General features: G+C 31.0%; 25 protein-coding genes. 11 read left to right on the top strand and 14 right to left on the bottom strand.

Annotated elements, in window-relative coordinates:
• Position 1: 1 nt before the first annotated feature.
• The 3 genes from OC535_RS02895 to OC535_RS02885 all read right to left on the bottom strand — a co-directional run bounded on the left by OC535_RS02895 (position 2) and on the right by OC535_RS02885 (position 2,211).
• Positions 2 to 382 (bottom strand): hypothetical protein, encoded by a 381-nt coding sequence (locus OC535_RS02895; protein ID WP_024722084.1) that lies wholly within the window; start codon positions 380 to 382, stop codon positions 2 to 4.
• Between the two features lie 14 nt (positions 383 to 396).
• Complete coding sequence (locus tag OC535_RS02890) at positions 397 to 1,857, bottom strand: nicotinate phosphoribosyltransferase (RefSeq protein WP_498823109.1); 1,461 nt, start codon at positions 1,855 to 1,857, stop codon at positions 397 to 399.
• A 63-nt stretch (positions 1,858 to 1,920) separates the two neighbouring features.
• Positions 1,921 to 2,211 carry a LysM peptidoglycan-binding domain-containing protein gene (locus tag OC535_RS02885; protein ID WP_227053633.1) on the bottom strand — a complete coding sequence of 97 codons (291 nt, stop codon included), beginning with the start codon at positions 2,209 to 2,211 and terminating at the stop codon, positions 1,921 to 1,923.
• Positions 2,212 to 2,463: 252 nt separating this feature from the next.
• On the opposite strand from OC535_RS02885, the gene OC535_RS02880 reads away from it, so the two are divergent.
• A complete protein-coding gene (locus OC535_RS02880; RefSeq protein WP_498823070.1) occupies positions 2,464 to 2,748 on the top strand; it encodes a transposase family protein in 285 nt (94 codons plus the stop codon).
• A 163-nt stretch (positions 2,749 to 2,911) separates the two neighbouring features.
• On the opposite strand, the gene OC535_RS02875 is transcribed toward OC535_RS02880, so the two are convergent.
• The 8 genes from OC535_RS02875 to OC535_RS02840 all read right to left on the bottom strand — a co-directional run bounded on the left by OC535_RS02875 (position 2,912) and on the right by OC535_RS02840 (position 11,744).
• The gene (locus tag OC535_RS02875) at positions 2,912 to 4,000 is read right to left on the bottom strand and encodes a CDP-glycerol glycerophosphotransferase family protein (RefSeq protein WP_227053634.1); all 1,089 of its coding nucleotides are present in this window, start codon (positions 3,998 to 4,000) and stop codon (positions 2,912 to 2,914) included.
• 8 nt (positions 4,001 to 4,008) lie between these two features.
• Positions 4,009 to 5,187, bottom strand: a complete 1,179-nt coding sequence (locus OC535_RS02870; RefSeq protein ID WP_227053635.1) for a CDP-glycerol glycerophosphotransferase family protein — start codon at positions 5,185 to 5,187, stop codon at positions 4,009 to 4,011.
• A gap of 35 nt (positions 5,188 to 5,222) precedes the next feature.
• Positions 5,223 to 7,439, bottom strand: a complete 2,217-nt coding sequence (locus OC535_RS02865; protein ID WP_498823108.1) for a bifunctional glycosyltransferase/CDP-glycerol:glycerophosphate glycerophosphotransferase — start codon at positions 7,437 to 7,439, stop codon at positions 5,223 to 5,225.
• Positions 7,440 to 7,826, bottom strand: a complete 387-nt coding sequence (tagD, locus tag OC535_RS02860) for a glycerol-3-phosphate cytidylyltransferase (protein WP_024722088.1) — start codon at positions 7,824 to 7,826, stop codon at positions 7,440 to 7,442.
• Between the two features lie 9 nt (positions 7,827 to 7,835).
• The gene (locus OC535_RS02855) at positions 7,836 to 8,663 is read right to left on the bottom strand and encodes an ABC transporter ATP-binding protein (RefSeq protein WP_034595686.1); all 828 of its coding nucleotides are present in this window, start codon (positions 8,661 to 8,663) and stop codon (positions 7,836 to 7,838) included.
• A 9-nt stretch (positions 8,664 to 8,672) separates the two neighbouring features.
• Positions 8,673 to 9,494, bottom strand: coding sequence for an ABC transporter permease (locus OC535_RS02850; RefSeq protein WP_024722090.1), 822 nt, complete (start codon positions 9,492 to 9,494; stop codon positions 8,673 to 8,675).
• A gap of 238 nt (positions 9,495 to 9,732) precedes the next feature.
• Positions 9,733 to 10,956 carry an L-lactate MFS transporter gene (locus OC535_RS02845; RefSeq protein WP_498823107.1) on the bottom strand — a complete coding sequence of 408 codons (1,224 nt, stop codon included), beginning with the start codon at positions 10,954 to 10,956 and terminating at the stop codon, positions 9,733 to 9,735.
• Between the two features lie 11 nt (positions 10,957 to 10,967).
• A complete protein-coding gene (locus tag OC535_RS02840) occupies positions 10,968 to 11,744 on the bottom strand; it encodes an SDR family NAD(P)-dependent oxidoreductase (protein ID WP_498823106.1) in 777 nt (258 codons plus the stop codon).
• Between the two features lie 164 nt (positions 11,745 to 11,908).
• Here OC535_RS02840 and OC535_RS02835 point away from each other — a divergent pair, with 164 nt between their 5' ends.
• Complete coding sequence (locus OC535_RS02835; RefSeq protein ID WP_498823105.1) at positions 11,909 to 12,709, top strand: helix-turn-helix domain-containing protein; 801 nt, start codon at positions 11,909 to 11,911, stop codon at positions 12,707 to 12,709.
• Between the two features lie 228 nt (positions 12,710 to 12,937).
• Complete coding sequence (locus tag OC535_RS02830; RefSeq protein WP_498823104.1) at positions 12,938 to 13,129, top strand: hypothetical protein; 192 nt, start codon at positions 12,938 to 12,940, stop codon at positions 13,127 to 13,129.
• A 197-nt stretch (positions 13,130 to 13,326) separates the two neighbouring features.
• On the opposite strand, the gene pyrE is transcribed toward OC535_RS02830, so the two are convergent.
• The 3 genes from pyrE to rpsD form a co-directional block, all read right to left on the bottom strand.
• Positions 13,327 to 13,959: an orotate phosphoribosyltransferase gene (gene pyrE / locus OC535_RS02825; protein WP_498823103.1), complete on the bottom strand. Its 633-nt coding sequence runs from the start codon at positions 13,957 to 13,959 to the stop codon at positions 13,327 to 13,329.
• 12 nt (positions 13,960 to 13,971) lie between these two features.
• A complete protein-coding gene (pyrF, locus tag OC535_RS02820) occupies positions 13,972 to 14,679 on the bottom strand; it encodes an orotidine-5'-phosphate decarboxylase (RefSeq protein WP_027090655.1) in 708 nt (235 codons plus the stop codon).
• A gap of 127 nt (positions 14,680 to 14,806) precedes the next feature.
• A complete protein-coding gene (gene rpsD, locus OC535_RS02815; RefSeq protein ID WP_024722095.1) occupies positions 14,807 to 15,412 on the bottom strand; it encodes a 30S ribosomal protein S4 in 606 nt (201 codons plus the stop codon).
• A 322-nt stretch (positions 15,413 to 15,734) separates the two neighbouring features.
• Here rpsD and OC535_RS02810 point away from each other — a divergent pair, with 322 nt between their 5' ends.
• The 8 genes from OC535_RS02810 to OC535_RS02775 all read left to right on the top strand — a co-directional run bounded on the left by OC535_RS02810 (position 15,735) and on the right by OC535_RS02775 (position 21,469).
• Positions 15,735 to 15,905 carry a hypothetical protein gene (locus OC535_RS02810; protein ID WP_164468311.1) on the top strand — a complete coding sequence of 57 codons (171 nt, stop codon included), beginning with the start codon at positions 15,735 to 15,737 and terminating at the stop codon, positions 15,903 to 15,905.
• 198 nt (positions 15,906 to 16,103) lie between these two features.
• Complete coding sequence (locus OC535_RS02805) at positions 16,104 to 16,496, top strand: DUF3783 domain-containing protein (RefSeq protein WP_024722096.1); 393 nt, start codon at positions 16,104 to 16,106, stop codon at positions 16,494 to 16,496.
• A gap of 103 nt (positions 16,497 to 16,599) precedes the next feature.
• Complete coding sequence (rbr, locus tag OC535_RS02800) at positions 16,600 to 17,184, top strand: rubrerythrin (protein ID WP_227053607.1); 585 nt, start codon at positions 16,600 to 16,602, stop codon at positions 17,182 to 17,184.
• A gap of 101 nt (positions 17,185 to 17,285) precedes the next feature.
• Complete coding sequence (rsxC, locus tag OC535_RS02795; protein ID WP_498823102.1) at positions 17,286 to 18,614, top strand: electron transport complex subunit RsxC; 1,329 nt, start codon at positions 17,286 to 17,288, stop codon at positions 18,612 to 18,614.
• Positions 18,614 to 19,543 carry an RnfABCDGE type electron transport complex subunit D gene (locus tag OC535_RS02790; RefSeq protein ID WP_227053605.1) on the top strand — a complete coding sequence of 310 codons (930 nt, stop codon included), beginning with the start codon at positions 18,614 to 18,616 and terminating at the stop codon, positions 19,541 to 19,543. Before rsxC ends, OC535_RS02790 begins: the two co-directional genes overlap by 1 nt.
• The gene (locus OC535_RS02785) at positions 19,540 to 20,172 is read left to right on the top strand and encodes an RnfABCDGE type electron transport complex subunit G (RefSeq protein ID WP_024722099.1); all 633 of its coding nucleotides are present in this window, start codon (positions 19,540 to 19,542) and stop codon (positions 20,170 to 20,172) included. The genes OC535_RS02790 and OC535_RS02785 overlap by 4 nt, the downstream gene beginning before the upstream one ends.
• Complete coding sequence (gene rsxE, locus OC535_RS02780) at positions 20,165 to 20,896, top strand: electron transport complex subunit RsxE (protein ID WP_027090101.1); 732 nt, start codon at positions 20,165 to 20,167, stop codon at positions 20,894 to 20,896. Before OC535_RS02785 ends, rsxE begins: the two co-directional genes overlap by 8 nt.
• Positions 20,897 to 21,469: an electron transport complex protein RnfA gene (locus OC535_RS02775; protein ID WP_227053604.1), complete on the top strand. Its 573-nt coding sequence runs from the start codon at positions 20,897 to 20,899 to the stop codon at positions 21,467 to 21,469.
• The last annotated feature ends 3 nt before the right edge of the window (positions 21,470 to 21,472 follow it).

Here is a 21,472-nt window from a genome sequence, read left to right as displayed (position 1 = left end):
TTTACACCAATATTCCCGCAATAAATGAAGTTATCATCAAAACTACTGCCATAAAACAATATCTAACTAATAACTCAAAAATTGAAGGTTTCTCTTTACCAATGAAATAAAACGTCAATACTACTAAAAGACTTGTCAACAAACCATGTCCTAACACAAATGCCATTTTTGAATTATAAAACTGCATTAAAAATGGAATACAAACAATACTTACAAAAACAAAATCAATAATTAAATAAATCGTTGTTCTAAAATTTATTTTCACCCACCTAAAACTAAAATTTTCTTTAAACATATCTAATTTAGTCTTTTTTGGTGCAACTTTTTTAGAAAATTTAAATTCACTTTTCTGTCTTTCAACTTTACGATCAAATCTTGCCATCTATATATCACCAACTACTTTCTCTTTTCCTCAAGCATCTTTATCTTATAATCCAACAATTTTTTTGTTAGATCCACATAATAATCATGTGGATATTCTAAACGAAACACCTCATCCCAAATACGACTTTTTTGTTGATTTGAATACTCACGAATTTCATCAACAGTATATTCCGGATACACTTTCTTTCCATTAACAAAGACTGGTACCTGCAGCTCTTCAATACTAAAACTATTAGCTTCTAATGTTTTAAATTTCCAAATATTAGACTGGTGATAAATCGTTAGATCCTGATCAGCCGTTATTTTTTCATCATGAAAAGCAATTACATCACCAATCGCTTTGCCAGTTTCATTTTCAAATAAACGATATACTTTTTTATACCCCGGATTAGTAATTTTTTCGGTATTTTCAGATATTTTGATTTTAGGAATGATCTCATTATTTTTTTCTATTGCTACTAATTTATAAACACCACCAAAAACAGGAGCATTTTTAGAAACAATCAAATTTTCACCAACACCAAAAGAATCAAGCTGTGCTCCTTGATCCAATAACGAACGAATTAAATACTCATCTAATGAATTAGACGCAGTTATTTTCGTTTCAACTAACCCAGCTACATCTAACATCATTCGCGCTCTTTTAGATAAATAAGCAATATCGCCACTATCAAGTCTAATTCCTTTTAGTTTTTTACCTAATGGCTCTAGTACCTCTTTAGCAATCCTAATAGCATTAGGAACACCACTTTTTAAAGTATCATATGTATCTACTAATAATACACAATCATCAGGATAAGTAAGCGCATAAGCTTTAAAAGCTTCATATTCACTTTCAAATGACTGCACGAACGAATGAGCCATCGTCCCTACTACAGGAATGTTAAACATTAAACCAGCAGATACAGTAGCACTGCCTGTAACACCGCCAATATAAGCAGCTCTTGCCCCATATGTTGCACTGTCATAACCTTGTGCTCTTCTAGCCCCAAATTCAAATACTGGGCGTCCTTTAGCTTCTTTAACGATTCGATTTGCCTTTGTCGCAATCAATGACTGATGATTAACTGTTACAAGTAATAATGTTTCAATCAACTGCGCTTCAATAAATTTAGCCTTAACTGTAATCAACGGTTCATTAGGAAACACTGGCGTTCCCTCTTTTACTGCATAAATTGAACCAGTAAAATGAAAATCTCTTAAATAATCAAAAAAATCTTCATCAAATTTATTTAGTGAGCGGAGATATTCAATATCTCCCTCACTAAAATGTAAGTGGTCAATACATTCAATCAACTGTTGTAACCCCGCAAAAATAGAATATCCGCCATTATCAGGATTTTTACGATAATACATATCAAAATAAACATACTGATCCTTATTACCTTGTTTAAAATAATTATACGACATTGTTAATTCATATAAGTCCATTACCAATGTTAAATTACGTTCACTACCTGCATGTAACTTCATATTTTTCTCCTTGTACATATTTAACAATATAATAAACTCTTTTATTTAAAAAATCTAGTTATTTTAAAAATATAGTTCATATGATTGTCTTGGTTGTGGTTGTGGCTGTGGTTTAACTGGTGGTATCTTTGCAAATAATACTGGTATTAAAAGCTGCTGTCCTGGATAGATCATCATCCGATCATCTAACTCATTCATATTTTTAATATAATCTACTCGAGTATTAAACCTTCTTGCAATTGCGTATACATTATCACCTCGATTTACAGTGTATAAAAAGATATCTCCAACCTTAGGCGCCACTATTGGCATTGGGCGGCGATCAAATAAATTATCCATGTAATCTTCGTACATGTTCATCCCTCCTACTTTAACCTATTCAAATATCTTTTTCTTTTCTAGGCAAAGGACTAGTTTACAAAAAAACATCAAGAAATTCTCGATATCTAAATTAGTGTGGGGTCGACCCCTAGGTATAAAGTTTCATGGGGTCGGCTTTTTTTGTACTTTAAACTTTCGTGGGGTGCTCTTATAGTATGAAAAAATCCTTTCATGATATGATTGTTTTTGCAGATACAACCATATTTGAAAGGAGAGTGTTATCTCATGGATTATGATACTATAAATTTATTGGGTTTACAACCTGACGATATTCAAGATATCAATATTGTTAGATCTCGCGATATTATAAACATTAATGTTACTTTAACTAAAAAGATTAAATCCTGCCCCTGTTGCAGTAGTTTGAATGCTAATGTTAAAACCTATAAATCAAAGAAAATTACTCATTCTATTTTCAACACTAATAAAACCGTCATCAATTACAGATGTAGAAGATTTATATGTAAAGACTGTCACAAAAACTTTAAAAAACAGATAATAATTAAATAAAATGGTTGTTTCGGCATATTAAAAGTATCATTCTTGACCCCACGGTATTGAATGATACTTTTTCAACTATAAACAGAAGTGGGGTCACCAAAACCCCACTTTATTTTAGAGTCTCATTTTTTTAAACCCCACGGAAATTTAGAGACCCGAAATTCTTGATGTTTTAAAGCTTCTTAATAAATTCCACTACTCTTTTAGTATTATTACCATCTTGATATTTAAAAAATGTTTGTAAAAAATATTTTAAATTATATTTTTTAGCTTTTAATATCGCTAAAGCTAACTGTTCTTCATCAAAACATATTGGTCCCGGCATCGTTTTATCATAATCCACAAAACACCCTAAAGTATTTAAATATTCATCAAGATCAGGAACAAAAAAATACATCGGTTTATTTAAAAATGCATAATCAAAAATAATTGAAGAAAAATCTGAAACCAGCATATCACTAACAGTAAACAAATCATGGGTATCTTCATTACTCAAATTGATAATTCTATCATCACTAGGAATTTCTGTATTTAATAAAAGAGGATGAAATTTATATATCAAAACATATTCATCGTCTAATTGATCAAGCAGTTTTTTCCCATTAAAAGAAACACTTTTAAATCCTTGATAAATATTTCCGCGAAAAGTAGGAGCATATAAAACAATTTTTTTATTTTTTAAAATTGGATATTTTTGTAACAACTTAACTCTTGTACTTTGCAAATAATGATCATTAACTAAATGATCTACCCGGGGCATCCCTGTTACAATAACATTATCTCTTAATACATTAAAAGCTTCTTGATAAGGAATCTTCCAGTAATCGCTATTAGCAATAACATAATCGTAATTTTTGATTGGATATTCACGTTTGATAGCATTACCAAATTTTTTGATTGCCCCTGTAGCATGCCAAATCTGAATTACTTTTATGCCTTCGCGTTTAAAATTACTAATGACATAGTTATTGTCTGTAATCAAAACTATTTTTGAAGTATTAATTACATATATTTGTTTAATACAATTAAGCATGTATAAAAAATTATTAAGCAGGCTTTTTTTATTATAATTAATTAATACTGTTTTTAAATTATAATGATCATCTTTGCTTAATTCATCATAAATTAATTTTAAATCACTTTCTAATTTATTAGACTCCAAAGAAACAAAAGCTACTTGATTATTTTTAATTGGACTTAAATTTACAAATATATTTACAAATCTCAAAATAATATTAATAATTATTTTTTTCAATCCCATGATTCCACCTACTTTAACAATATTTCCAATACACGCTTACTAGCACTACCATCTTCATGATTATTAAATCTTTGATTGAAAGTTACTAATTTATCATAATCATAGTCATTTTGTTTAATTTTATTTAATAATAAATTTTCATTTTCAATTATTTCACCAGGCAGATCTTGATAAATATCAAGATAAAAACCTCTCAATTCATCACGATAACTTTGCAAATCATACATATAAAAATATATTGGTCTTTTTAAGATTGCATAATCGAAAAAAACACTGGAATAATCTGTAATCAAAATATCTGCAATCAAATAAAGACTACTGATATCCTCTTTAGGATCAACAAAATACACAAAATCTTTAACACTATCTAAATCAAAATCATTAACGATCAAATAATGCGGTTTAAAAACAACAACATACTCATCACCTAGATTTTCTTGCCATTTTTTAAAATCCACTTCTAATTTAAAAGTATACCCTTTTAAATTAAATGAATTGTCTCGCCAGGTCGGAGCATATAAAATAACTTTTTTATCTTTAGGTAAATTCAATTTGCTCTTGATTTGGTCAATATCTAAAACATTATAATTAGATAAAATATCATTACGCGGATAACCAGTTTCAATTAAGCGTTCTTTATTGATGGCAAAAGCACTTTGAAACACTTCGGTAGTAAAACTACTTGGTGAAATCATATAATTATATTTACTTACATCATTATCATAAGTTGAGCGCATTTCTTCAATTGACATCCCGCTGCGATAAAACGTTGTTCCTTCAGGTACTTCAATATCATGCGCCAATTTTTTAAGCGGGGTTCCATGCCAGGTTTGTAAATAGATCTGATCTGGTTTTTTTAATACATATTTTGGTAATTTACAATTAGAGATCCAATATTTACAACGGGCTAAATAAAAGAAATAAGGAATACTAAAATATTCAATGATCTTAGCATTTTCAATCTTTAAATTCTTTTGTTTATGGTTTTTGATTGCATAGATACAACGGTATTTTTGATATTCATGATGATTCGTTATATATTGATGTAATGCCATCGGATTATCTGAATAACCGCGACCATGAAAAGAAATAAATAATATTGTATCTTTTTGACATGGAATAAAGCGATAAACTATACGATATAAAAATCTAATTAATTTTCCTAAAAACTTCTTAATTAATTTCATCACTAGCCTCCTTATAAAAATAAGGGGTATTCCCCTTATTTAAAAACTTCTTCAACAACTCGTTTTGCTGCCTGACCATCTTCCCACGAACAAAATCTTTGATAAAACTGTTCATAACGCTCTTGATACTGCTCATTTAGTTTATCTAGATTTTTTATTTTATCAACAACTTCACTTGTTGTATAAACTAAAGGACCTGGTAATTCTGTTTCCATATCAATATAAAAACCTCTTAAAACATCACGATATTTATCTAGATCATAAGTATAAAACAACATTGGTCTTTTTAAATTAGCAAAGTCAAAAAATACACTCGAATAATCAGTAATGCAAATATCACTGATCAAATATATTTCCGTAATATCATCATATTTACTTAAATTAAAAGCAAAATCTTCTAACCCTGTGATATCTAAAGCATCGGCAATATAATGATGAGTTCTTAATAACACAACATATTCATTCCCTAATTCTTTTTTCAATAAATCAAGATCCAGTTTCAACTTAAATTTATACTTACCATTACCATAATACTCATCATCGCGCCAGGTCGGAGCATATAAAATCGTTTTTTTATCTAAAGGAATTCCTAATTTTTTCTTTAATTTTAAAGCTGTTTGCTCACGATCAGGTGATGACAACAAATCATTTCTTGGATATCCAGTTTCCAACATCTTGCCATCGTACATAAAACAGCTTTTAAAAATATCACTAGAAAATTTATTTGGAGCGATCAAATAATCCCATTCCTGCTTTTGACGATAAAACTGGGCTTTATATGTTGGTGATGCTGCTGTTACTTCTTCTTGATCAAACGCTAAACGCTTAAGCGGTGTGCCATGCCAGGTTTCTAAAAAAATCTGTTCTTCACGTTTTCTAAACCATAAAGGCTGGCGTACATTAAAAACGAAATATTTAGATTTTGCTAAATAATAGGCATATTTGCGTGTAAATCTTTTAACGATGATAGCTCCATAAGGCGGCTTTTCTTTAGGATCATTTAAAACCCAAACAAACTTATATTTACCAGGATAATTTTTAGCTAAATATTCATAAATATATTTTGGCGAATCAGCATAACTTTTCCCCATAAAAGTCTCAAACATGATCATATTTTCTTCAAGCGGTTCTTTAAGATAACGATAACGATACAAATACTTGTTCATTTCATTTTTGTTTTTAATTATCTTTTTTAATTTCAATTTAGCTAAATGCATATTAACTAATTTCTTTGCCCGCTCAATATCGTTATTAATAGCTGCATTGATCAATTTACGACTATAACGAGATGACTTATTCAATAATTCAGGACGAATATTTTTAAGTACTTCAGACATCATTTTAAAACGCTCATCACGCCAAACATCATCTTTACCACGACGAATCTTTTTCGCAAAAAACTTTGTATAGTAAGAAACCATCTTAGCATCAAGATAATAACGAATATAGCTATCTGGTTCAACTAGCATCGTACAATAATTATGAGCTTCAATAAACTCATTAAACTTATTATCAGGATCTTTGATTTGTGACAACGCTGGAGCATTGATAGGATCGTTATGTTTTCTTTTAACAAATACTGCATCATCAACTCGAGCAAAACTTGTTGCATAGTTCAATAACTGCACCACAAATGGAGCATCAGCATAATATAAAAACTTTTCATTAAATAAAATGTCATGGTTTTTTATTAATTCTGTTTTTATTAAAATATTCAAAACTGAAACATTTCTAAGTGCATGACGAGTTCTAATCAAAATATCTGTCTTATATTCAGTAATATTACTTTCATCATAAACTTTATTGATAAATTTATCATCACGATCATGATCTTTATCTTTTAAATTTAGTTCATCATTTTTTTCATCACCCATCGTTTCAAAAACTTTCTTTTTAAACCAGGTAAATTTACGGATACCCGCAACTAGATCTAAATCATCCTGCTTTGCTTTTTTTATTAATAACGATAATGTATGCGGCATTAAATAATCATCACAATCAATAAAATAAATATATTCACCAGCTGCATGTTTTATTCCTAGATTTCTTTTTTTAGCAACATTAGATTCAGCACCCGCTGCAATAATTTTCATATTTATATTGTATTTTTTTAACTCTTCATCAACATCGCTTTCATCATTAACAACTAATAAAGTCTCATAATCTGTAATTTCTTGTTGACTAATACTTTCTAAACAATCATGTAAATAATTTTTATAGCGATCATAAGGGATTATAATACTTAACTTCATTTAATTATGTAGATCGTCTTTAATTTTTGTAGTCGAGATACCTTCTGTACGAGGTAAATATACTACTTCACAATAATCTTTTAAAAAATCAAATTTCCCTTTCCAATCATCGCCCATGACAAAAATATCAACATCATGTTCTTTTACATCCTTGATCTTTTGATCCCATGATTCTTCAAAAATGACTTCATCAACATATTTGATTGCTTCAAGTATCGTTTTACGATCTTGATCACTATGATATGCTTTTTTCCCCTTTTGCGCATTAAATGCATCTGAACTTACTGCCACAATCAAATAATCTCCCAACGCTTTAGCTCGTTTAATAAGATTCAAATGTCCAACATGAAATAAATCAAATGTTCCATATGTAATAACCTTCTTCATCATCTTCACCTATCCTTTTATCCGATCAAAAACTTTTTCCCAAAAACCAATCTGTGGATTTTTAACAATTCTCTTTTCAAATTTATGCTCTCTGATTTTAGCCTTTTCTTTACCAGAAAGTCCATTATAATAATCAACATATTCACCATAATGGTCGCAGACTTCATCGACATCTCCGTATTCTTGCAACATCCCGCCTTCGATCCACATGGCTGTTTGACAAAACTTTCTTACCTGAGGTAAAGAGTGCGAGATGAAAATTATCGTTTTGCCTTCATCTTTTAATTCATCCATTTTCTTAAGACACTTTTGTGCAAAACCTTTATCACCTACAGATAATGCCTCATCAACGATTATAATATCAGGATTTAAATACAACGAAATCGAAAACCCCAATCGTGATTTCATTCCACTAGAATACTTTTTTACCGGTTGATATAAAAAATCACCAAGTTCTGCAAATTCGATGACCCCATCAATAATATTTTGAATCTGCTTTTTAGACAAGCCCAATAGTGCCCCTTTAACATTAATATTTTCCAATCCCGTTAACTGTTTATTTAAGCCAGTATTGATAGCTACTAATGACTGTTCACCATTAATATGCATTGTTCCTTCATCAATTTCACTAATTCCTGCCAAAATAAGTGAGAGCGTTGATTTACCAGAACCGTTAGTTCCCAATATCCCAACTACTTCTCCTTGGGGTATTTCAAAACTAATATCTTTTAGGGCATAAAAACGCTTTGTTTCATTACTTTTATTTTTACCATCATTTTTCTTTTTTAATTTATATATTTTTGAAACATGTTCAAATTTAATTGCATAATCTTCCATTATTACCACCTATATCATATCAATAAATTTATGCTTAAACTTATACATCATACAACATCCTATAATAAATAAAATTCCTGTAACGCCCCAAAAAACAAGCATCTGTTTCCAATAATGCATAAACCCATAATGATATAAAAAACAATCCCGATACCCACAAACAATATAATAAATCGGATTTACTTTCATGACAAATCGAATCAAACTATCCAACAATTCTGGTTTATTAAACCGTGTTATCGGCCATAAAATAGGTGTCAAATACAAAATAAGCCGCATACAAGCTAGAATAAGTTTCCGAGTATCTCTTGCAATCATATTTAAAACAGAAGTTATCATTGATAAACTTACTCCAAAGCAACATGCCGCAAAACAATAATAGATTATTCCCAACCAATGAATAGAAGGATATATTCCTTGAATCATAAAGAAAATAATCATCAATAACATAATGCACGCATGATTAAATAATTCTTTCAAAATAACTGTAGCTGGTAAAACACTTACTGGAAACTTCATTTTCGTAATTACATTTATTTTAGAAAAAATCGCATTAGCACCCTGAGTAATACAAGGACTAATAAAAAACCAAACGACCATTCCCGCTAACATCCATTGAATAAAGGGAATCCCATCTACAGCACTACGATCCATAACAACACCAAAAACAAAATAATACGTAATAATTTGTATCGCAGGATTGGCAAAGTTCCAAAACACCCCTAATCGAGAATCTCGCATATCTGATAACAACTCATATTTTGCAATCGAATATATTCTAAATAAGTTAGTAAAATTTTCTTTTAGAACATAGCTAATACTCTTTAGCATTGTACACCTCCAGAATTATTTTCATCTACTTCTATAGCATTATAATTATAGCACAACCAAATTGCAATTGAAATATCTATATTTTTCACCAAATATCGCATAAATTAGTCAATCACTATAATTATTCATTTAAACTATTGATTTTAATCTCTTTATTTTATTAACATGATTAAACTATATAATTAATTTTTACTATTAAACAATAAAAATGGAGAAGAAACATATCTTCCCCACTTATCTATGAATAAACTGACATTTTCTCTGTCATCTTTTTAGCTAAAATGACTAATAGAATTGCTGCAGCTGCTAAAATAGCCGAACCTAAATATCCCATCATATAAGAACCTGTAGCATCGTAAAAACTCGCTGATATTTTAGGTCCAATAAAGGCACCAATACCATAACCTATAAAAATCAAACCATAGTTACGATTATAATATTTTGAGCCAAAAATAATTTTCACCATTGGTGCAAAAACAACAAGTAATCCACCAAATGAGAATCCAACTAAAGCTATACAAATGATAAAATATACATAACTTTTAGCTATTGTTAACAGTAACATAGAGATACCATTAAGCAGTAAAACTAAAATCAATGAATTCCATCCTTTGAGCTTATCATAAATAAAACCAAAAGAAATACGCCCAAACATATTAAATAAAGTCATCAAACTAACACATAAAGCTGCATCCATTGCCGATAAACCTATTTGATTTTGTGCAATTGGTGATGTTGCTGAAACCATCATTGTTCCGGCCGCATTGGCAAAAATAAACATAATTAATAAGACCCAAAAAACTGGTTTTTTAATCATTTGTGGAATATTATAATTTCGACTTTGTAACTCCTGGCTTTGTGTTGGTGAAGGACGCCATCCTTCTGGCTGCCATCCTTCTGGACAAGGAACAATCATCCAGGCAACTGCCCCTACACCAATCAAGAAAATAACTCCTAGAATTTGACAAGCACTTTGTGATCCAAAGTGATCAATTAACATTTGTGCAACTGGTGACATAATAAATGGTCCACAAGCTGCTCCAGCTTGAACCAGTCCTGAAATCGAACCACTTTTATCAGGAAACCATTTCAAAGCAGTCGGCAAACAAGCAGGGTAAATCATTCCTGCACCTGCTCCAGCAATCACACCATAAGCAATGTATAAAAACGGTATCGTATTAGCAAATCCAGTTAATATCCAACCACCCGCAAAGAAAATTAATCCAATGTAAATTGCCACTCTTGGCTGTAATTTTTCTGCTAAAATACCGCCAATAAATCCTACTGCACAATAAATAAACATATAGATCGTATAGGCTATTGAAAAATCAGAAGTGCTCCAATCAAATAAATTACATAATGGCAAGCAAAATAAACTAAAGAATGCTGTTGCTGAAGTAAATAGACTTTGAATCCATACTCCAGCAAAAACACGCCATCGTGTTGCTTTTGTAATATTCATCTTTATTCCCCCTACTGTAATGTTCCTAAATCTAATGGAACTTCTCTTCCATTAAATTTTCCTGCTTCACGACTTGTTCCTAACCAATAAACCATACTGGCAATATCTTCAACTTCCAAAAATGGTACACCATTGTACATTTCTTCAACTGATTTAAAATCTTTACCAGTCAAATCATTAATAAACTGAACATATTCCATCGTTTCACACATAGGTGTTTTCACCTTGGTTGGACATAATGCATTAACAATAATACCTTTTGGTCCTACTTCTTTAGCAAGTGTCTTTGTAAGACCTAAAATTCCCCATTTTGACATACAATATGTTGCAAGCTTAGGTGTTCCATATAACCCTGATGTAGAAGAAATATTAATAATTCTACCAAATCCCTGTTTCAACATATATTTAGCAGCATATTTATTGGTACGCCATGTTCCAATTAAATTAATATCCATTACTTTTTCAACTTGTTGATCTGTAAGTTCCCAAGTATAACCAAAATTAATAATACCGGCATTAGCAATCACAACATCTAATCTTTCGAACCTTTCCCAAGCCTTTTCAAACAACACTTCCATATCTGGTGTAGATGTAATATCACAACACATCGCTAAAACATCTGCCCCTAACTTTTGACATTCTTCTATTGTTTCTTGAAACACTTCTGTCTCTGGTTCTAGCATATCTGCTAAAACAACATCAAAACCATTTTTTGCATACATATAGGCATGAGCTCGCCCTTGTCCCATTGCTCCACCTGTAATGAGCGCTACTTTTTTTTCTTTCATAACCTTCTCCTTTATACTTGATAATTTTTTAACAAGAACATTTTAAACTTTCAAATTATTTGAGAGTCAATAGTCTATTTTCATCCAACTTTTAAGATTTTTATGACAAATTATGCTAAAATAACCTCATAACTTTAAAACTATTTGAAAGTTGAGGGATAGAAATGTATACGACATATACAATTGGTGAGCTTGCAAAGATACTTGGTGTCACAGCTGAAACAATTCGTTATTATGAAAGAAAAAATATTATTCAGCCACTTCATAATGAAGAAAGCGGCTATCGCTATTATACTGCCTGGGATTTGCATGTTTTAATTCGCGCACGCTGTTATTTAGGTTTTGGCCTAAATATTGAAGAAACAGCCGCCTTGTTAAAAAAAGAAAACATTGAACAAATTGATCATGTTTTAAAAGGACAAGAAGAAATCATTCAAAAAAATATTATATATCAAATGAATTTATTAAAAAAATTAAGATTAAATCGTCAATTATTAAACGATTGTCAAAACAACCAATTTTCCATTCAAATGAGTCCTGGTATTTATCGTATTGACAGTCAAAAGTGTTATCATATAGATTTAACAAAACAAGAACAAAAAGAATTAAAAGATTTTTGTCAAAATGTTCCCTTTATATTTTCAACAGCACTTTTTACAAAAGAGCACATCAAAAATAATAATACCGATTTTTATTTTGGCATTGGTATTGAAGAAGAATATGCACATTTTTTAGATATTCACGAAACAAAATATATTCATTATTACCCTCCACAAAAATGCCTATATATGTGCATATCTTCCTGTTCAAAACAATTTCTCACTTTTCATGCTTTAAATCCTGCTTTTGAATATATGAAAAAAAATAACTTGCAATTAAATGGTGATATTATTACCCAGATCGTTGCTTACAGTAAGCCCCATGCTGATTACATCAACTGGCATAATATCTGGATTCTCATATAAAAAAGGACTGTAACGACCGATAATTCCAAAAATACAAAAATGTACGAAATAATCGTACATTTAACACGTAAAAATAAATTATAACTCATATCAGCCTACATCACTACTAGATTTTACAGTTTTTTATGACATTAATGCACTTAAAAATAACCAAGAACAATTAAGAGCATCAATCTTACAAAATATATTGATCTTTCCAACAGAAACACATATGAATATGATGTTATCATGATATTTGAATGTGTCATTGTAATAAAAACATTAAAAGAAAGAAGTATCTATTCAAAAGGAACATTTGGACTTATCATTGCTCAAGATAAGAAGCAGCGAATCTGGTGTAAATTAGAAATAGCAAGATTCAATATAAGAAAATATCATAAAATGAAGTTAAAAACGATAGAACAAAAACCAATAATTTGAGCTAAAAAACAATTTATAATAAGATGCCTTTACTGTATAAAAAGACCTTTTTTTATCCAATAATTCCTTGAAAAAATAATATAAAGTGCTCCACTAAAAATCAAAAAAGAAGCTGTAATGCTTCTAAATAATCTAAAAATCATTTATCTCGTTACAACTCCTTAATGATAACATTGCATTAATATAAATCAGGTCTCTTATTTAACCATCCAAGATTCATCACTTGGATCTTTTTTCCAAGCTTTTAACTTTTCAATATCTGCTTCTTTAATATAATCATTTTCTTTTGCTACACCAATCAATGTATCATAATCAGTCAAAGTAACAAATTTACAATTAGCAGCTTCAAAATTAACAGTTGCTTTAGGTAATCCATACGTAAAAATAGCGACTAATCCAATAACTTCACATCCTGCTTCTTTTAAAGCCTCAACACATTCCAAAGAGCTTCCACCTGTTGAAATCAAATCTTCAACAACAACGACTTTCATACCAGGTTCTACTTTACCTTCAATACGATTATTACGTCCATGGCTCTTAGCTCCACCGCGAACATAGCCCATTGGCAACTCTAAGATTTCTGCTGTTAATGCTGCATGAGCAATTCCTGCTGTTGCTGTTCCCATCAAACATTCTGCTTCAGGAAAATTTTCTTTAATTAATTTTGCTAGTCCTGTTTCAATATCTTTACGAACCTTTGGATATGATAAAGTCAAACGATTATCACAATAAATAGGGGATTTTATCCCACTAGCCCATGTAAATGGTTCATTCGGTCTCAAAAAAACCGCTTTGATATCTAATAAATCTTTGGCAATTAATTCTTTCATCATCTTTCTCCTCTACCCTTGAAAATCTTGATACACTTTTTTATAAGTTGCATATGGATCATTAGATCCCGTAATCGTTCTTCCTACTACAATATAACTTGAAGTAAGTTCTCGTGCCATAGCTGGAGTTGTAACCCGCTTTTGATCATTTACACTATCATCTACTAGACGGATCCCTGGCGTAACAGTTAGAAACTCTTCACCGAGATTATCATGGATGATTTTAGATTCTAACGGTGAACAAACTACGCCATCTAATCCTGCTTCTTTAGCGTTTTGAGCCCATTTTAAAACAACTTCTTCTAACGGTTCATGAATCAATAATTCATTATCTAGTACATCTTGATCTAATGATGTCAAACATGTAACCGCAATACATGCTGGTCTTTTATCACCCGTTTTTCCTTCTTCTAATCCTTCAAGTGCTGCTTTCATCATCGCTTTGCTACCAGAAGCATGAACATTGACCATATCAACATCTAATTTAGCCAGCTGTTTCATCGCACTTTTTACAGTATTAGGAATATCATGTAATTTTAGATCTAAGAAAATGTTATGTCCCATTTCTTTGATCATTTTAATCATTTCGATACCTTCACCATAGAACAATTCCATTCCCACTTTTACATACAATTTTTCATCATTAAATTTTTCTAAAAATTCTTTTACTTCTTCTTTATTTTGAAAATCCAAAGCTATACAAATTCTACTGTCTGTCATAATTACCTCCATATTGACTTATATTATATCAAATAATTTTCTCTAATACATTATATTTTTATTAAATCGCATAAAAAAAGGTATAGCTACCCTCTGCAAAGATAGCATATACCATAATCCTATCGGATTAACCCATACGGTTATAATATTCAACGATCAATGATTCATTGATTTCTTGATTCAATTCAGATCTTTCAGGTAAACGAGCAAATTTACCACTTAATTTAGCTTCATCAACTTCAACGAAAGCAGGTGTATGTACTCTGTTTTCTAAAGCAGATTTAATAACAGCTAAATTCTTAGATTTTTCTTTAACTTCAACAACATCTCCAACTTTAACACGATAAGATGGAATATCAGTTTTAACTCCATTTACTAAGAAATGACCATGGTTTACTAACTGTCTTGCAGCTCTTCTTGTAGGTGCAAAACCTAATCTGTAAACAACATTGTCTAATCTTCTTTCTAGTAAGCAAAGGAAGTTATAACCATGAATACCGCTCATTTTACCAGCTTGTTTAAATGTGTTGTGGAATTGTTTTTCATTAACTCCATACATATGTCTTACTTTTTGTTTTTCAGCTAATTGTAATCCATATTCTGTTTGTTTTTTTCTTTTTTGACCATGTTGACCAGGAGCATAAGCTCTTCTGCTTAATTCCTTTCCAGTTTCTAAAGTAGAAAATCCTAAACGACGAGAGATCTTCCATTGTGGTCCAGTATAACGTGACATTTGTTTTCCTCCATTTATTGTTTTATTTGCATAAAACAATAACATTGCATAGATTATTTGAATTGTGTTTATATTAAGTATTTCACTTTGCAGCCAGCTACTTTACAAACATTAGTTATAAACGCTCGTTTCAAAACTCTATGTGCTGCTATCATTTGTTGCTTAATAAGCATACACTTTTTTTTAGGCTACGTCAATATTTTTTTGTTTTTTTATGACTTAGATCGTAAGCTGTAACTATCCTAGATAATTACTTGTATTTAATAGTACAAGTAGTTATACTTATCTATAAAGAAATCAATAAAATTTAAGAGGTCAGAATATGGAAGAAAATAAGACGGGTGTCGTAAAAAAAACAGTCACATCAGGAATTACTTTTGGTAGTGCTTTAGCAATGGTAATCAGTTATACAACATGGCATAGTGTTGGCTGGGCTATTTTTCACGGCTTGCTTAGCTGGATATACGTTATATACTTTATTATTCGTTATTAGATAACGACTTGCAGCCATCAATAAAAACGTCGATTTATATATTCATTCACCAAAGACAGTCTAAAAACCAAATTTTCAAATTATGAAACAGCCAGTCTTTTAGTATTACGAAGAACTAATAATATCTAAATATCATGCATGTTAGTTGATTGATTTTTGTAATTATGATAATCTAATGAGTGAAAGTGAGGCAAATTTATGCAAGAGACTGTATTATTATATAATATTGATAAAAGTGAAGCAGGTAAAGCAATTATTGCAATTTTAGAGAAATTAAATGTAAAAGTAATTATTGTAAAAACAAGTGATCTAATGAGTCCCCTTGGTTATATCTTAGGTGGTGAAGGATTTGAAAGAGGAACCGAAGCTTTAACTGTTATTCCTCCCGATGATATGATGGTGATGGCGGGATTTGAAGATAAACAAATCGATATCTTATTACAAATCTTTAAAGAAGCTAATATTCCTTTTATTCCTTTAAAAGCTGTTGTTACTCAAACAAATGTAAATTGGACTTTTATGCAATTACTACAAAATGTTAAAAATGAATATATGGAATTAACAGGTATGAATAAAGATAAACTTAATTAGATGAGCAATATTGATATAGATATTGCTTTTTATTTTTCGTTGATATTAATATTCTGTTTAAGCTTTCTTCATTTTGTTAAAAATAAAGAAGGAGGTAATTTATATGGATGCAAAAACAAAAACAAATTTACTTCGAGCCTTTGCGGGTGAGTGTCAAGCTCGAATGCGTTATGAAATAGCAGCTAAAGTGGCAGGAAAAAGTGGTTTACCTGTACTTCAGGATATGCTTTATTTTACTGCCAACCAGGAAAAAGAACACGCTGTCATATTTTACAATTTTTTAAAAGATGTTTTTAAAGATGAAAATGTTTCAATGATGGCCAATTACCCTATTGATATAAACGAAGATCTAGCTTCTTTACTTGATGCAGCCGCTAGACATGAATATGATGAAGCTACATCGATCTATAAACAATTTGGTGAGGAAGCTAAAGAAGAAGGCTATATTGAAATTGCAACAACCTTTTTTATGATCAGTGAAATTGAAAATTATCATCATGAAAGATTTAAAAGATACCATGATTTATTAACTAGTGGTAAATTATTCAAAGAAAACAATAATATCAAATGGATGTGTTTAAACTGTGGTTTTATTTACGAAGGAAACGAAGCGGTTACCGTCTGTCCAGTATGCAAACATCCGCAAGGATATAGTTTACGTTTAAATGAGACCCAGTTCCATCTTTAGGCAATAGCTTAAGCTGTTGCTTTTTTTTCTTGATTTTTTATTCCATATCCTAAAAAAAGAGATTATAATTAACTTATATACCTCAAAAAGGAGTCATTAATATGAAAAAATTTACTTTCAAAGGCGGTATTCACCCTAACGATAATAAATTCATTTCTGCCAATCATCCAATCCGGACATTATCACCTGGAGATGAATTAATTTTCCCATTATCTCAACATATTGGAGCCCCTGCTAAAGCAACAGTTAAAAAAGGTGATCATGTTTTAGTTGGACAAATTATCGCCAATGGCAGCGGAATGATCTCTGCCAATGTTGCCAGTTCTATTTCAGGAACAGTAAAAGCTATCGATAAGCGCCTTGTGGCAAATGGTTTTTATACTGATTGTATTATTATAACTAATGATCACCAATATCAAACAGTTCCTGAATATAATACTATTAATAATTATCAAAATTATAGTAGTACTCAAATTCGCGAATTAATTGCTCATGCGGGAATTGTCGGACTAGGTGGTGCTGGTTTTCCTAGTGCAGTTAAAAATACGCCTAAAGATGATGATGCCATCAAATATGTTATTATCAATGGTGCTGAATGTGAGCCCTATTTAACTTCGGATTATCGTTTAATGCTCGAAGAAACCGAAAAACTAATTGCTGGAATCAAAATCCAATTACAGCTGTTTAAAAATGCTAAAGCAATTATTGCCATCGAAGATAATAAACCTGATGCTATAAGTCAAATCGAAAATGCTATTAAAAATGAACCTAAAATTGAAATTGCCATCTTACAAACAAAATATCCGCAAGGAAGCGAACGTGTCCTAATTAAAGTATTGACTAACCAAAATATAAAAAACGGCATGTTACCTGCTGATGTAGGCTGTATTGTCAGTAATGTAGCTTCAATTATCGCTATTTACGATGCAGTAGCTTTAAATATCCCTTTAATTGAAAAAATCGTTACCGTCACTGGTGATGTAATCAGTAAACCACAAAATTTTAGAGTTCGTTTAGGAACAAAATATCAGATTCTTGTCGATGCCTGTGATGGCTTCAAGATACATCCGCAAAAAATAATTTCAGGTGGTCCTATGATGGGAACAGCCTTATTCAATTTAGAAATTCCGGTTTCTAAAACTTCATCAGCGCTTGTTTGTTTAAGTGAAGACGAAGTATCTAAAAACACCCCTACCCCTTGTATTCATTGTAGTCGTTGTGTTTCTGTATGTCCAATTGGTTTAATTCCCCAGCTATTATATCGTTATGCTAAAAATGGTGATAAAGATAATTTTTTAAAAGTACATGGCAGTGATTGTATGGAATGTGGCTGCTGTACATATATCTGTCCCGCTAAACGAAATATGACCCAATCTTTTAAAAAAATAAAAAAGGCAATCAATGATGATCGTCAGAAAGGAGCTAAATAATGGATAATCTATTTAATGTGTCTACTGCTCCCCATATCCGCAGTTCTATTACAACTAAAAATATTATGTATGATGTTCTTATCGCTTTAATGCCAGCAACGATTTTTGGTATTTATCAATTTGGTCTTGATGCTTTTTTAGTTATAACTGTTGCTGTAATTAGCGCTGTACTAAGTGAATATTTGTATCAGCGACTGATGAAATTACCTATTACTATTAAAGATGGTTCCGCTGCAATTACAGGTCTTTTATTAGCCTTGTGTTTATCAAGTTCTCTCCCACTATGGATGGTAGTTCTTGGCAGTGTTTTTGCAATTATTGTTGTTAAACAATTATTTGGTGGTCTTGGCCAAAATTTTATGAATCCAGCTTTAGCAGCCCGCTGTTTTCTATTAATTTCATTTGCAGGAAAAATGAATTCTTTTGTCAATATCGATGCAACCAGCAGTGCTACGCCTTTAGCTTTATTAAGAGATGGACAAGATGTAAATTTGTTTAATTTATTTATTGGAAATACTAGTGGTACTATTGGTGAAACATCAGTAATTGCTTTATTGATCGGGGCGGGATATTTGATTTATAAAAAAGTTATTAGTCCTAAGATCCCACTAGCAGTTTTAATATCATTTAGTTTGATCATCTTTATTAATAAAGATTGCAATTTTGATTATTTATTGAAACAAATATGTGGTGGAGGATTTATCATTGGTGCCTTTTTTATGGCAACTGATTACGTAACTAGTCCGATTACCCCTAATGGTAAAATAGTTTTTGGCTTAATAGTAGGAATATTAGCAGCAGTATTTAGACTTTATGGTAATTCACCTGAAGGGATGTCATTTGCAATCATTATTTCTAACTTATTAGTGCCGTTGATTGAAAAAGTAACAGTACCCAAAATAAAGAGCAGTGGGGGTAAGCAAAAATGAAAAAAAGTTTTTTCAAAGATATAGTCATCTTTGTAATCATTACCATAACAGCAGGTTTTTCTTTAGCTTGTGTCAATCTTCTTACTAAAGAACCGATTGCAATCCAAAATGAAAAAGTCATCCAGGATTCATATCAAAGTGTTTTTAAAAATGGTAAAACATTTGAAAACGATCAACAAATTGATGATATAGTAAAAAAATTTCCCGAAACTATTAAAAATAAAAATTATTATTTTGGTGATAACGGCATTGTTATTGATGATGTATTGAAAGCTATAGATGACAATAAGCAATTAATTGGTCACGTCATCAAAGTTACTACTAAAGATGGCTATGGTGGCGATATTACCTTGGTTGTCGGAATTGACAGCGAAGATAAAATAACAGGTATTGAAGTTCTTTCAATTGATGAAACAGTTGGTTTAGGAATGAACGCTAGAAATGAAAGTTTTAAAAGTCAGTACTACAATAAATCGGTTAAAAACTTTATTATCACTAAAACTGGCAAACAAAACGAACAGGAAATCGATGCTCTCAGTGGTGCAACGATTACTTCATCAGCCTTTAATAATGCGATAAATGGAGCTTTAATGATCAATCAGGAAATCAAGGAGGTCGTTTATGAATAAATATATAGAACGTCTTTATAATGGAATCATCAAAGAAAATCCAACCTTGATCTTAATGCTGGGAATGTGCCCTACTTTAGCGGTAACAACTTCTTCGATCAATGGTCTAGGAATGGGCTTAACAACAACAGCTGTCTTGATGGCTTCCAACTTTGTTATTTCATTACTAAGAAAGATCATTCCTGAAAGAATGCGTATTCCCTCATATATCGTTATTGTTGCTTCAATGGTAACGATCGTACAATTACTACTTCAAGCATATTTACCATCATTATATGATACTCTAGGTATCTATATTCCCTTAATTGTCGTTAATTGTATTATTTTAGGACGCGCTGAGGCCTATGCTTCTAAAAATAACTGTATTCTTTCATTATTTGATGGAATTGGTATGGGACTAGGTTTTACTCTAGCGTTGACCTGTATCGGCTTGATTAGGGAAGTTCTAGGCAGTGGTACTTTTTTTGGAATCGAATTTGCACCATTGTTTAAAGATTTAGCTGGTTCTAATATTTATAACTTTTTTGCTCAATTAGAACCGGCCGCAATATTTGTTATGGCTCCAGGGGCTTTCTTTGTTCTAGCTGGTTTAACAGCTATCCAAAACCGCTTAAAATTACCTAGTGCAACTAATAATTTAAAAAATAATGATTGTAATCACGATTGTCTTCATTGTCATAGCCACAACGAAGAAAGTCAATGTGATTTAAGGGAGGAAAAATAGATGAAAGGAATGATTCTACTTTTAATTAGCGTTGCTTTAGTAAACAATGTTGTTCTAAGTCAGTTTTTAGGTTTATGCCCTTTTCTAGGTGTTTCTAAAAAAATTGAAACTGCAGCCGGTATGGGAGGAGCCGTGATCTTTGTAATGTCAATAGCCTCATTTGTCACCAGTTTGCTTTATAAAGTTCTAGCAGCTTTTAATCTAGAATATTTAAATACGGTTACTTTTATCCTTGTAATTGCCGCCCTGGTTCAATTAGTTGAAATGTTTTTAAAAAAATATAGCTCAGGACTATACAGTTCTTTAGGTGTCTATCTTCCTTTAATTACTACCAATTGTGCAGTTTTAGGTGTAGCTTTGACCAATGTTCAAAATAATTATGATGTTTTAACTAGTTTAGTCTGCGGGTTTTCAACAGCTTTAGGATTTACGATCGCGATTATAATCATGGCTGGAATTAGAGAAAAGATTGCTGATAATGATATACCTTTATCATTTCAAGGATCCCCGATCATTCTTATTACAGCAGGATTGATGGCAATTGCGTTTATCGGTTTTTCAGGATTGATATAGAAA

Source organism: Clostridium sp. Marseille-Q5894 (assembly GCF_946902305.1).
GTDB lineage: Bacteria > Bacillota_I > Bacilli_A > Erysipelotrichales > Coprobacillaceae > Thomasclavelia.
The sequence above is the reverse complement of the archived record's forward strand: the minus strand, read 5'-3'. Positions and strand labels throughout refer to the sequence as shown.